General features: G+C 38.1%; 3 protein-coding genes and 1 tRNA gene. All 4 read right to left on the bottom strand.

The window, feature by feature from the left end; translation table 11 throughout:
- Nucleotides 1–23: 23 nt before the first annotated feature.
- The 4 genes from HMPREF9072_RS01785 to HMPREF9072_RS01770 all read right to left on the bottom strand — a co-directional run bounded on the left by HMPREF9072_RS01785 (nucleotide 24) and on the right by HMPREF9072_RS01770 (nucleotide 14382).
- Complete coding sequence (locus tag HMPREF9072_RS01785; protein ID WP_009410226.1) at nucleotides 24–11879, bottom strand: T9SS type B sorting domain-containing protein; 11856 nt, start codon at nucleotides 11877–11879, stop codon at nucleotides 24–26.
- A 486-nt stretch (nucleotides 11880–12365) separates the two neighbouring features.
- Nucleotides 12366–12438 (bottom strand) — tRNA-Met (locus tag HMPREF9072_RS01780).
- Between the two features lie 70 nt (nucleotides 12439–12508).
- Complete coding sequence (alr, locus tag HMPREF9072_RS01775; protein ID WP_009410225.1) at nucleotides 12509–13618, bottom strand: alanine racemase; 1110 nt, start codon at nucleotides 13616–13618, stop codon at nucleotides 12509–12511.
- Nucleotides 13615–14382, bottom strand: coding sequence for an enoyl-CoA hydratase/isomerase family protein (locus HMPREF9072_RS01770; RefSeq protein ID WP_009410224.1), 768 nt, complete (start codon nucleotides 14380–14382; stop codon nucleotides 13615–13617). Before HMPREF9072_RS01770 ends, alr begins: the two co-directional genes overlap by 4 nt.
- Between the last annotated feature and the right edge of the window lie 56 nt (nucleotides 14383–14438).

Raw genomic sequence — 14438 nt, 5'->3', positions numbered from 1 at the left:
TTAGTTATGAAAACTATTAACGATTATCGGTATAATGTAAAGTTGCCATAGAACTCACGTTTGTCGTATAATTCATCGTTCACCTCAATGATATACCAGTAGTCACCAGCTGGTAAGCTACGACCGTCGTAAGTACCATCCCAACCCTCTCCTGATCTGAGCAGAGCTACACGTCTACCATAGCGGTCGAAGATGTAGAAGCGAGCATTCACGTTGTTGTCTAAGTTTTTAGGTTTCCAAACATCGTTAATTCCATCGCCATCTGGGGTGAAGAAGTTCGGTACTTCAATGTCTAGATATTCTTTTTCTATCGTCATTGTACGTACACAACCTTGTGCATCTTCCACCTTCACTTCTATGATTTTAATGCGTCTGCCATTATCTATTCGTTCAGGGTCATTATGCTTGATTTTGTATACACGGTTATCGCCACTATCTACTCCGTTGAAGTAGTAAGTATAGCCCTTCACTGTGCTAGTGACCCCTCCTGTAGCTATCACTTCTATCGTATTGAGAGTAGTATTGGTTACCTGACTCAATACAAGCGGAGTGATTTGGTCTACCGTAAAGGTCTTGCTTGTTGTACAATATCCTGTGATAGGAGCTACCGCAGTGTAATGTATATGAATAGTTTGAGTGCGGGTTGTTCTATCAAAGTTATCGATATAAGCTATATTACCTACCGTACGAGTAAAGGCTGTACGACTTGCCGTACCGTTAAGACTATAAGTTATCTTAGAGTAATCTACTTCTGTATTTCTGAAACGTACTATCAAATGGTCTACATAGTTATTAGTATTCATTTCACAAGTACCTTCTTGTTCTACATAGCTTATAGCTATATCAGGGAACTCTTCTACAGTAAAGCTGAGTGTCTTAGTCATCGTACACTTATTAGTATCTTGTATCACTACTTGATAATAAGTGTTCTTAGGTGATGGAGCTAATCCTGAGAACGTTTCTGATGAACCTGCTGTTACTCCTGAGCGTCCATCTATCTTTTGGTTATTATCAGCTCTCACAATATTTACTGTATAAGAACCTGTACCGCCTGCGATATTGTGAACTGTTACACTTCCTCCATTCTCACCATAGCAAGTAAAGAAGGTTGAGTTAGTCACATCAATATCAGCAGTAATAGGTTGCGGATTCGTAAAGGTATAGCTTCCTGCTATGGTTACTGAACAGTTCTTAGCATCTACTATATCCACACGGTAAGTACCAGGTTTAATACCTGTAAAGGTTGCTTCACCTTCATTAGTAGCTATTTCAGGTAAATCACTGCCCGTTGCCGATGTTCTCACTAAAATATAGTGATAAGGACGTGCTCCTCCTGTTACACCTGTTACTTTAAGAGTACCGTCATCAGCATCAATACAAGTGATTGGGGTTGTGGTTACTGAAATAGTAGAGGTATTGATACCACTATATGGGTCAATAGTCACACTCAAAGTACCTGTAGCGGTTGCACAGCCTAAGGCATCGGTTACTGATATAATATAGCTACCTGCGTCTAAGCCACCAAACTCAATTCCTGGAGCACCTGCTCTCACATTAGTTTGTACGTGTGGAGTACCACCTCCTACAGGAGTAAGTGTTACAGTAAAGGTTTCTTGACCTCCTACTACTGTTAAAGCTGCTACCCCGTTCTTATTAGCACAATCGACAGATACTTTTTGTCGAGCATCTCTCACTTCTATCTCAGCAGGGTTAGAAGGAATAGTAAAGCGTGTTTTCGGTACTTTACATCCTACTCCATTCACTGTTACTTCAATATCATATGAACCACCTTTCAAGTTCACAGTAAAGCTACGTGTACCTGCTGGTATCGTTGCCGAAGTAGAAGTAGCTACTGTAGCTCCCACTGAGGTAATGGTATAAGTATATCCACTTGTTGATTGATCGCCGTTAGAAAGGTCTGTATCCACTAATCCGAGTGTGATAGAACCATTATCGTTATGGCAAACCGCTCTCACTGGGTTAGTTGATTCTATCGCAAAAGTATTAGGCTGTCTAATACTGTGTACGCCTGTAATGCTACAACCAGTACGTTCATTAATTACTTCTATTGTATAATTGCTATTACCAAAGCCACTTGAACCTGTAAGTGGTACACTAAGGGTAGTAGCAGTAGTAGAAGTAATAGCCACAAATCCATTATCAGTACCTCGGATAGTATAGCGCAATGGAGTGCCTGCTATATAAGTAGGCGTTACCGTTAAGCTAATATTTATCACTTCATCTACCACACAAGTTACTGAGGTAGTTGTGGTAATGCTCATTGAGGTAAGAGCAAAGGCAGGAGCTACTGTTACGCTAGCAGTATTAGTACTACAAGTGCCTGAAGCGTCTTTTATGCTTACGTAGAAGCTACCTCCATTGAGGTTTGTTAAGGTGTACTCAGTACCTGTACCTAAACTATTACCTGCTCCGTCAAAGAACTCAGTAGTATAAGGTGGTATACCTCCTCGTATCTTAGTTACATCTACGCTTACTTTTGGTGTAGTCATTCCTGCACCTCCCTCACATACATATTGAGTAGCTGAAAGAACATCTGCATCAAAGCTCAAAGGCTCTGGTGAAGTAAGTATTGTTTCTACCATTGCGGTACAACCCGTACTATTAGTAACAGTTATTTGGTATCTTACCCCTTGCGTAGTACCTCGTAGCTGTGTAAAGGTAGCATTATGAGTTCCTGCGGTTGAAGGTGTAGTAGTTACCGTTACGTTGCTACCATCGGTTAAGTCTATAGCACTTGTAATTCTAAATGTATAGGTATCAGGGTCGGTAGGGATAGCTACGTCTATGCTTCCTGTTGGGGTAGCTGTGAGACCTAAATTACATTTTTCGTTATAAGCTTGAGCTACTATAGTCGATGGGTCGATAGGTGTTGGGTCTACCACTTGAACTTCTTTCACGATAGGACAATCGCGTGTTTCTGCATCAAATATACTGATGCGGTAGGTAGCAGCCTCAGTTGGGTTGGTAATAGTTACCACACCACCTGCTGGCAAGGCTACATTCTCTCTAATAATTTCACCTGCTAACGAACCGTTATCTAAACGCTCTAAGGTATAGCTGTATACACCTGTACCTCCAGTGGCTACTACGGTTATTTCAGCCGTAGGTGTAGCACACGTTTTCACTTTGCTCACGGTAGCCGTAGCGGTGATGATAGCCGTAGTACTGAATGTTGTACTAGTAGCACAACCATTCACATCTTTCACAACGATAGTGTGATTTACTAATGGGCTTACTTCTACCTCAAAGGCTTGATTAGCTATTGTCCAAACCACAGGCTGATCAGCACTACCATCTAAGGTGTAATAGTGGTTACCTTGACCTATCTGGTTGAGGGTCACTCTCACTGGTATCTTACCTGTTATATTGTTGTAGGCTTGGCAATTCAAAGCTGTAACATCCGATATACTTGGTACATCAAACATTCCTATGGTTACAGTAGCGTGCTGTATACAGCCATAAGCATCGCTTACATATACATCCCAGTTACCTGCTGGCAACTTGATGTAAGTAGAAGCTTGTGTAGTGCCTGTCATTACCGCTGGGTTATAAGCTCCTCCTGCGGTTACATAACCATAAGTATAGCTTGCAGTACCTCCTTTGATATTCAACCACGCTTGACCAAGTGTACTACAAGAGGCTTTCTGAGTAGCCATAGTAGATACTTGTAATGGCACCGCTGAGCGTTTTACTTCAAATGGGAAGGCTTTCACGCAACCTGTATTTTCAGTAAACTCAATATAGTATTTACCTGCTGGCAAATTACTATTGGTGTTTTGTGTGATATGGAACGGAGCTGTTACACTTCCTCCTGCACCTACTTGTTGGTGATTATCTTCTCTGAATATCTTCCAAGTAATAGCTGTTGTGCTACCTTGGAAACCTGTTAAGGTATAGCTTACTGTACCGTCATTACCTCCTGCACATTTCACATTGGCTACTTGTAAAGTAGCACCCAATGTAGAATACGTAGGCACTGGCATAGTAGCTTGTTGAGTATATCTACAACCTGTTGTGATGTTGTACACCACAAAGGTATATTGAACACCAGGTGTTAAGTTTGGTATTTTCACAGCTACTCCTGTACCAGAAGCAGTTCCTTTATACCAAGTATCAGTACCTCCATTGAGGTTATTGGTAGTTAATTGTGCTGCTGTTGCTGTATTTGGTGGATTTACAATTCCTGGACGATATACAGCAAAGTAAGCATTGGTAGTTGCACTGAATGTAGTGCCATTACTTGCCTTAATAACCATACTACTTGTAGTTGTACAACTTGTAGGCGTTTCAGCAGTGATAGACATTACATTAGAATTAGGATTAATTACAGTGCTAAGTTTAGTTTCACAACTGTTAGCATCAGTAATGGTAATATCATAATTACCATAATCCAAACCAGTGAACTCTGTTGGCATATTATTAGAAGCGGTTAAAGTATGTGTACTTTCATAACCGTTCAAGTTATTTCTCAAATGTACTGCAAAAGGTGGAGTACCTCCTCCATTAACAAGAGTTACAGTGATAGCCGCTAAATCAGCTGCTGCTGATGTACAGCCCATTTGTTTAGTAACCGTAGCAGTAGCAGTAAGCTGTGGTACTGCTCCTACAGTAAAGGTTTGGGAAGCCACACAACCACGATTATCGGTTAATTCAGCTACATAGTTACCTTGTGCTAAAGCAGTAGCTGATTGTACAGTTCCTCCAGTATCTTTAATCACTAAGGTATATGAAGCAGTACCTACATAGTAATCATTTGGTGTAATTGTTACTGAACCATTCGCTTTTCCACAAGTAGCTTTGGTAGTAGTGAACGGTTTCAAGAAGCGAGGTGAATCGCTTAATAAAGTGATGTAACGTTCAGCAGTACATTCGCTACCGTCAGGTTTATAGGTTACTTGGAATCTAATAACAGTAGTAGTGGCTACACTCACTGCTACAGTAGCTTGTGAAGGAGCCGTAGCTATGGTAGTATAAGTTATACCATTATCTACACTGTATTTAAATTCTTTCATTGCTGTTGGGATACCGCCTTGTGCTGTAAGGGTGTAGGTTACACTACCTCCCTTACAATCAGCATACTGTTGGGTAGTAGGCGATACCTGTAATGTCAATGGGTCGTATACTTGGGTAGTAACAGTAGTACTACAACCAAATCCATCAGTTATAACAAAGGTATGGTTTCCTGCTGGCAAAGCATCAGGATATACATAGCTATTAGTGTTGAATGAATAGATAGCTCCTCCCACACGTTGTACTTTATAATTGCCATTACCACTGAGCATTGTAATAACTACTTTCTTCTCATCACCTGTTCTATAACAGTAAGATTGAGGTTCGGCAGTCGCTGAAATAGTAGCTTTATCTTCAATCTCAAAAGTAGTTTCTGTTTTACATCCATTAGCATCAGTTACTACTAAACTATAGGTTCCTGCTACAAGGTTATTAAACTCATAAGGGTTAGGCGTTTTAGCAGCTGGCTGTGGAGCACTTAAAGTACCTGTTACCAATCCCACTTGATACTGATAACCTGGTGTACCTCCCGTAGCCGATACTTTTACTTTAGCCTTTCCTCCATTGTAACAAGTTATTTTCTCCATTACTACAGCAGTAGGTACAATAGAAGTAGGTTCTCCTATCTTGTAACCCGTTTGTAAGGTAGTAATACAGTTTGGATTATTAGCATCTTGTACAGCTACTACACCGTTTTGAGTAGCACTTAATCCTGTAATAGTAAAGACTCCTTGTGCATCAAGGGTAGTCGTAGTCCAAACCGCTTGATAAGGATCAATAGAATATTTAACAGTATTAGAAGCTGGATTTATTACTCTAATACGCACTTGTCCGTCACTAGCTCCTTTACAGCTTACATTCTTCTCAGCACCATATTTCTCAATACGCATTTGCTTGAATTTCTCAATATTCACTAATTGAGAAACTTGTGAAGCACAATATTGTGTAGCTTGCGCTACTTTAATATTATCCACAGCATAATCATTGCCTAAGTTACCATAACTTGCAGCCGCTGTATTTACAATCTTAACGATAAGAGTACCATCGGTAAGACCTGTTAATTCAGCTTCGGTAAAGGTAACACTTACATTCTTCCAGCTCGTAGCATTCACAGTGCCTACATTCTTGCCACGAAGCAGTGCTCCATCGCTCTTGTGTAATTCTACACTGAAACGAGGTGCTACTCCTGAGGCACTTGAAATGAGATTCAAGGCATCAAAACTTACAGTTATAGGAGTAAGAGCAGTTGCTCCTGTAATGCGTTTTTCATACACTAATTCGCTACTACCATTTCCTGCAATAGCCAAATAACGTCCTCCCGAAGGGTCAGTAGGTGATGGTACCCAAGAAGCATTAGTACCTACTTGTTTAGTAACTACATAATTACCATCTGCTAAGTTACCATCAGTCTTACACACTAAACCTGTAGTGGCTCCTGATAAGCACTCATTAGCACCTTTACCAAAATCTTCTACGTATAGTACATTAGGCGTAGTAGCTGTATTCAAAGTCTTATAGTACACAGTAATAGAGTGCGTACCTGGCGCTAACCATCTACTGAAAGTATTACCTGCGATAGCTGTTTTACCACTACCATCTATACTGTATTCATAAGTTTGACTAGTAGTTGAAGCAATCGTTACAGTTACCATTCCATAACCATTATCACAACGATAGGTAATAGGGTTGGCAACGGTAAGAGTCGGTATGGTTTGCGCAACAATATTCACAGGGATAACAATACGACAATCCTTGCTATCTTTTACATACACATTACCAGAAGCTCCCATAAAGCCAACGTTGTTGGTACCATAAGTAGTTTCTCCATCAAAACTATAACGGTAAGGAGGTGTGCCTCCTGCAACATTGTTTACCGCTATTTTATATTGATTACTTGCATCGCAATCTTTATCGGCTACTACTCCTGCAAAAGCTCTAAGAGGATCTTTAGTAGGAGCAATTACAATAGGTTTCTGACTGTAAGTACATATATTACCCCCTACATTCGATTTCATTTCTATTTCATAGCTTCCTGCGGGCAAACCAGTAAATAATCCTCCTGAACTTGTTTTGAAAGCAGGTGTGATGCGATTACCATTACTATCTAACTTATACAAGTTAATAGTACGATTTTGGTGTTGGCTACCTGCTGGGAATATCATATTGATGTGTCCACTATTAGGATTGCTTTCGCACTCAATTTCTTGAGTTACCGACAAGGTATAGCTATGTGGATCTGGTGGTGTAATCGTTACCTTGTTAGACAAAGCAAACTTACCATTATCCATATCACCTACTATAAATACATATTCTCCTACTTGGGTAATATTTGGCACATCTACATCTACGCTTGTTTGGTGTCCTAACTGTAATGCAATAGGTGAAGCAGAAGCAATTGCCGTTTGTTCGTCAGCAAATTGTTGTACTCCATTGATACTCCAAATATAGAAACGATAAGTAGGTTTACCACCTTCGGCTTTAAGTTGTAATTTAGCAGTGTTACAATCTTTCCAACCTTTGAAGGCAGCAGTCATTGTCATTTCAGTGAGCTTATCTATCGTTACATTACCATTATACTCACAACCTGGTATTTGCACTGAGGTAACTTTAATATCATAAGTACCTTGTGGCAAGTTAGGAATGCGGTAATCATTTGTATTGATATTGTCAGTTCTTAGAAGTACACCTCCTTTGTAGATTTCTACCTTATAGTTTACACCACTGGTGCTAAGAGTTAATCTCACTGAACCTTGTGAATAGTTTGTTTCGTCAATCTTATCAGTAAGGTTACCACTTAATCCTGCTGTAAATACTTCAAAATAGAAGTTTTCGTTACAATCTTTCAAGTGTAAACGATATTTACCAGCACTATTAGCTGTAAAAGTAGCGTTAGAATGTACCGGATTCCAGCAATTATCATCGGTATTACGACAATCAGGAGAAGTTTCTGTACAACCTCCACTCCATTGTTGCCATTCAAAAGCAGTGTTTTTATAGCTTACCGTAATATTCTTACTTCCTCCTTGACAGAAGTAGAAGTGGCTTGTCCAACTACCATCACCAGGACAAGTTACCCCTATATTCTGAGCTTGTGCGCGAATAGGGTCAGTAGTAGGTGAAATACCTTGATAGTTGATAGTTTCTACTGTTACTACTGAAACTCCTTCACAAAAATTCGTTTTCTCTACCTTATAAACACCTGGTGAATTAGCAACAATTGATTGTTTTGTTTCTCCTGGTATGAGGCTTCCATTCTTATACCATTGATAACTTGTAAAGCCTCCTACAGCTTCAAAAGTCATCGCTCCAGTACCACAGAACACTTCCTGACGATTGCAATCCGTAGTATTTATGGTGATTGTTTTAGTACCTGCTTCCGTTTGTTGATTTCCTGTACAACCCGCAGCCCCTCCTTCGTAGTCTATATTCATAGACGTTTTCAAAAAGTTCTCACAAGGTTTTAAAAAGTCATTACAATCGCCTACAAGTTTAAGAGGAATACGTATTGTACGAACAGGGTCTCCAGCTTTAAGCGTAGACTGCAACTGTACGCCTCCTGCTTTACCTCCTATCACAAACTGATAGCTCTTAGTAGCATTGTTATAGCTACTTTGAGGAAGAGGATTATTCACTGTGCCATCACCTGCCCCATTAAGATCAGGGTTACCATTAGTAACTACGGTAGTATTAGCGGGAAGTTTTACATTTATAGTTGCTTTATTGATATTTTCTGAACCGTCGTTCTGATAAGTAAGTACATAAAAGAACTCCTGATTAGGGGTCAACTGAGTGATAGTATTCCCCGAAGTATCAGTATAACGATGGCTTGATTTTAGTTTAGTAGCGTTAGATTTCACTGTTACAGTGAAAGAACAACTAATAGTATTTCCTTTTATATCAGAAAACGCATAGGTAACGGTATGAACTCCTATATTGAAATAATATGGAGGTGTATGGCTCTTTGTAGTAGTGATAGTACCACTACAAGTGTTATAAGCCGAAGGCTCTTGCCAATTTACCGATTTACCACAGGCTCCCTGATCAGCAAAAACTGTAATATCATTAGGACAAGGTGTTCTAAACTTAATGGCATCACTTCCTGAAGCCACCTCTACAGTAGTAGATTTAGTATATACTTTAGCATTACCACAACCTATACCTGGCTTCAAGTTATATTCAGCCAAATAGTGAGTAGTGGTCGTAATATCCTCAGAGAATGAAGGTCCCGATTGAAGTGGAGACGAAGTAGTTTTTTGTCCATTAGCATCAAGCTTAAACCATCGGATATCAAAAAGATGTCCTGATACTCCAAGAAATACTTTAACTGTATTAGTTTCGCATAATCCTGATTTATCTACTAATAAATAAGGATCAAAATCACCAGTACTGTTTATCTCTATATCTTTATTTACTGTTTGGCAACGGTGAATAGTCCTCACCATATAGTGCCCCATAGGTAAATTAGAGAAAATATGATAATATTGGTTTTGTGACTGCTGGTAAGTTGCTTTTTTTACAAAAGTAGTTTGAGTAGAAGTAGCACTCGGTTTAGAATACAGCTCATAGGTAACAGGGAAAGCCACTTGCTGTCCTGTTAAATCTACTGAAATCATACCAGTGTTGCTACCACTATTACATACTGCAGGGTTTAAAACAGGGTTTAATTTCTCCATCTCTGGAATAGAGATCTCTTGGTAATTTTTCCTATTTATAGGAGGCATAGTAGGATCTGTTAAACTATGAACTCTATAAATTCCAAAAGTAGAAGAAGGAATAAAACCATACTTATTATCCCAGTCGGAAAATATCCTATATTTCCCAGTCAATAAATTAATAAATTCTCCTTTACTATTCTTTATATAACTATCATTACCATTTACTTTCACAGGTTGCCAAGAGTGATTGCCATAAGCGTCTACTACATCTCGTTCTATATATACTTTTTCTGAATCGGATCCAGTATTATTCACTAATCGTCCTATGTCAAAAATAATCTTTCCTACTTCACAATCTCTTTCATATTTCAAGATTGGATTATATCGCATTGCTGGAAGCACGTAATCTCGTGTAGTAGTATTACTACAAGCATCCGTTACTATTATTCTATAATTGGTAGAAGGCAAATTGGTATAACCAAAATTTCTAATATCACCTTTATTCGTATAATTTATTGGATATGTAATAGTACGAGTAACAGAGCTTCCTAAAGCCAACTTTCCTTGATAAGTAACCGATTTAGTACCATCTACAGGTTCTATCTTAAATTTCAATGGATAATAAAATTTATTATCACCTATTTCTTCAAAACGAAAAGCTCCTGTCCCTTCATAACTACCATAGCCTATTTTTAAATAGTTCCATATTTTCTCAATCGGATTAGAGGTAGTTTTATCTATATATTTTATATATTCTTCTCTAACACAAGTTCCTCTACATCCCATAGGGTCTTTATAGGTAAGCCTATAAAGTCCTTCTCCTACCTTATCTAAATAAATAATATTACTTGTCCATCTTGCTTGTCCTGCTCCAGGGGTTCCTGACACCATTGGTATTTCTACCCAAGGTCCTGCAGAATTACCCGTTGTACTTTTTTCTAACTTATATTGACTTATGTCAACAGGAGCTACTGGCCAGGTGACATCATATGGATAAGTACCTCCATCCAAATTAGGCAAAGTTCTCCAATCCCCCGCTCTTAAATAGTGATAAAGAGATAAACTTTGTTCAAAAGCTCCACAAGAACCTGGCTTATTTTTTTTATAAGAATTATTATAAGTTCTAAATGTGTCACCTCTAGGACACAAAGGAGTTACGATTTGTTCATTAAAACGTACTCGCTCAGTAATCGTATTATTAGGTCCCTTTATAATAATCTCTACTTCATCACCTTTTTCAATAAAAGAGGGGAATTTCAATTTAAAACCATAACCATCAAAAGTACTAGAAATATCTACTTGTGGTTTAGAACTGTTTAAAAAGCGCACCACGGCTCTACCAGGTTGAGTAAAGAAACTTTTTATCTCTGAATATGTTATATTCGGATTCTGAGTTAGCCAACGATCTTGTCCTACTTCTTTTATTCTTAATTCAACTTCATATTTATTACAATCAGTTCTACTTCTCGTTAAATAACGATTGCTAATTCTTATGTCAATACAACTAAAGTCATTTTGTAAAGCTGGAATTTGTACTTTTGGAAGTATGCGTTCCTCACCACAGTTGTTATGTACATTTGTAATATCTTTTATTTTCACCTTTATAAAAGTATTTGGAAGTACCTTATGAGAATTATTTCCTCTTACTTCTATATAATTGTTACCTGTAGGACGAGTAAAGGTTTGTGCAGGCACCAGCACTTGGTCACTCATATCAAGTAGGGTTACCTCAAAAGGACCTATACCTCCATTAGGTATTTTAAATTTCACACCACCATTGTTCTTATTACAGGCAGGAGCAATGGCTTGTAGACTCTGGATATTCATTATCTTATAGCTAGAAATAACCTTTACGCTTTTAGCTTCAGAGTTCCCATTTTTCGCATCATATACTGTTACCGTATAGTTACCAGGATTTAAACTAGTAAAAGTATATTGCCCTGAGGTACCTCCTGCCATTCTCTCCAAACCTGAATCAGTTCCGTAACCCTCTAAGCGTACAAAATAACCTTCACTACCAGGCGCAGGACAACCCGAAGGAAGAGGTGATACTGGCTTTGCCTCTACCTTTAGCTGTGCATCGGAGTAACAAGTACCCGCCGTAGGCGTTACTTTTATGTCTATACATTGAGCTGACGCAACTCCTGCGAACATCAAAAACAAAATTGCTGATAAAAACTTTTTCATTATCATTAGTTATTAAACTATGGTATATAAAACTGCTATTCTTAAAACTAATATGTATATTATGTATACAGAGTTAGTGCGACAAAAGTAATCTTTTTTTTTTAATTACACATCATTAAAGTATATATTTTTACGTTTTTAAATCAAAAAAAATATAGGTTTTTCATTTCCAATATTTTACACTATGTTAAAGTCTTGTTAAAGTTTTACCCAAATGCATTTTAGATGTTTTTTAAGTTGTAAAAACTTTTCTTTTTGCAGAAATAAAATACGATTTCAATAATATTTTATCTAACAAATAATATAAGACACATTAAAAATATCTATAGCGTTAAATTAAATATTGCTAAATTACTTTATATAAAAAGTGAAGAGATGTTTTCTATTTACGGCTACCTTCCTCGTGCAGGAAAATAGCTACAAATCCGATGCACTTATTTTAAGAAGTTAGGCGTAATCAGTCTTTAAACCAGACTAATTACGCCTATTTTGTAGCGGGAACTGGACTCGAACCAGTGACCTTCGGGTTATGAGCCCGACGAGCTACCTACTGCTCTATCCCGCGATTTCTGGGTGCAAAAGTACAACCTTTTTTTTATATACCAAAATTTTTTAGGTATTATTTTTTACACTTTTCACTCTTCTATATATACTCTCTTGATTCTGTGCGCCATAGAGGTAATAAGTTCATACGAAATTGTACCTGCCGATTCCGCTAATGTCTCAGCTGTATGGTCTTTATCAAATACAATTACCTCTCCTCCCTCTTCACAAGAAATATTAGTAACGTCTACCAATATCATATCCATACACACATTACCTATAATAGGCGCTTTCTTCCCATTGATAAATACAAAGCCTTTCCCCTTACCGTAAATACGGTTGATTCCATCAGCGTGACCTACTGGTATAGTGGCTGTTTTAGTAATATGGTCAGCAATGTAACCTCGATTATAGCCTAAACTATCACCTACTTGCAAAGTGTGTATTTGTGAGATAACGCTTTTAAGAGTCATAATAGGCGTAAGATATTGTTGTAGCTGAGCGTCATTGGCAAAGCCGTACATTCCTATACCACAACGCACCATATCAAACTGAGCGTGGGCATAATTCAGTATACCTGAAGTATTACACTGGTGGTAAATTACTTTATGAGAGAAAGTTTTGTTTATCTTTTCTTGAAAAGCAATAAAAGTCTTAATCTGATTTTCAGTAAACTCTTTCTCATTCATATCCTCTGAAGCCGCTAAATGAGAATAAGCCGTTTTCACTGTCACCGTAGTATTATTTTTTAACAAAGTAAGCTCTTGGTCTATTTCATTTAAATCAAACCCCAAGCGATTAAGCCCTGTGTTACATTTAAGGTGCACAGGATATTTTACCAAATGGTGTTTCTCAGCATATTCCAAGAATAGCTTTGTAATACGCTGTGAATATAATGTCGGTTCTAATTGATATTTTACAATATCATCAAAATTAATAGGTTGTGGGTGTAACACCAATATAGGAAGTGTAATACCTGCTTCTCTCAAAGCTTTACCTTCGGAAGTGTAGGCAACTGCAAAGTAATTCGCCAATCCTTTCTTTTGCAAATGTAAAGCTATAGGCACTGAATTATTCCCATAAGAGAAAGCTTTTACCACTCCCAAAAACAAAGTTGTAGGTTTGAGTCGGCTTTTTAAGTAAAGAACGTTTTTTTCTAAGGCGGTAAGGTTGATTTCTAAAACGGTTTCTTCTGTTTTCATTTATTCTTCAATTTTTCTAACATTAATCTTGTTTGCTCTGAAAGTACTAATTTTCCTGAAATAGCTGCGTTATTTATGAGCTCTTGTTCCCAATGCTCAGTGTGTTGCCAAGTGATGCGTTTCATTTCTGACAAAGCTACTGGGTTGGATTTCAGAAGCGTAACTATAAAATGGTCTATCGCTTCGTCCATATCTTTTGTATTTTCGAACACGCGAGCAATCAACCCTTTCTGTTGAGCCCAATAAGCACTTTTCCATTGGTCAGGAGCCATAAAAAGCTCGTTGAGTGTTGCTTGTCCGGCTTTACGTAAGATTGCAGGAGCAATCACAAAAGGACCTATGCCCAGTGAAAGTTCCGATAGCTTGATACTCACTGCTTCGGTAGCAAACACATAGTCTAAGGTAGCGAGTAAGCCCACTCCTCCGCCAACAGCCTTGCCTTGAGCGCGCCCAATAATAAGTTTTTTACAGCGACGCATCGCCAAAAAAAGATGCGCAAAGCCCTCAAAGAAACGTTTTCCTTCTTCTTCATTGCTAACGGCTAAGAGCTCGTCAAAAGAAGCTCCTGCACAAAAAGCTCCATCTCCTTCACTCTTGAGAAGTATAATGCTTACTTCTTCATTTTCAGAAAGCGCATCAATTTCTTTAGTAAGTCTGTTTAACAACTCCAAAGGGAAAGAGTTCGCATTAGGATGTCCAAAAGTAGTAACAGCCAGTTTTTTATCTATTTTCGTATACAACGAACCTTGCAATCTATCAGTCATTGTTATTATAAATTTATGGCAAAAGTATAACTTTTTTCGCAAATAGGTTTGGTAAT

Origin of the sequence: Capnocytophaga sp. oral taxon 324 str. F0483, assembly GCF_000318315.2 — a bacterium.
Lineage (GTDB): Bacteria > Bacteroidota > Bacteroidia > Flavobacteriales > Flavobacteriaceae > Capnocytophaga > Capnocytophaga ochracea.
The sequence above is the reverse complement of the archived record's forward strand: the minus strand, read 5'-3'. Positions and strand labels throughout refer to the sequence as shown.

Excerpts from the sequence above, each read along its gene's own strand:
- HMPREF9072_RS01785 (WP_009410226.1), bottom strand. The coding sequence starts at position 11,879 with ATGATAATGAAAAAGTTTTTATCAGCAATTTTGTTTTTGATGTTCGCA.
- alr (WP_009410225.1), bottom strand. The coding sequence starts at position 13,618 with ATGAAAACAGAAGAAACCGTTTTAGAAATCAACCTTACCGCCTTAGAA.
- HMPREF9072_RS01770 (WP_009410224.1), bottom strand. The coding sequence starts at position 14,382 with ATGACTGATAGATTGCAAGGTTCGTTGTATACGAAAATAGATAAAAAA.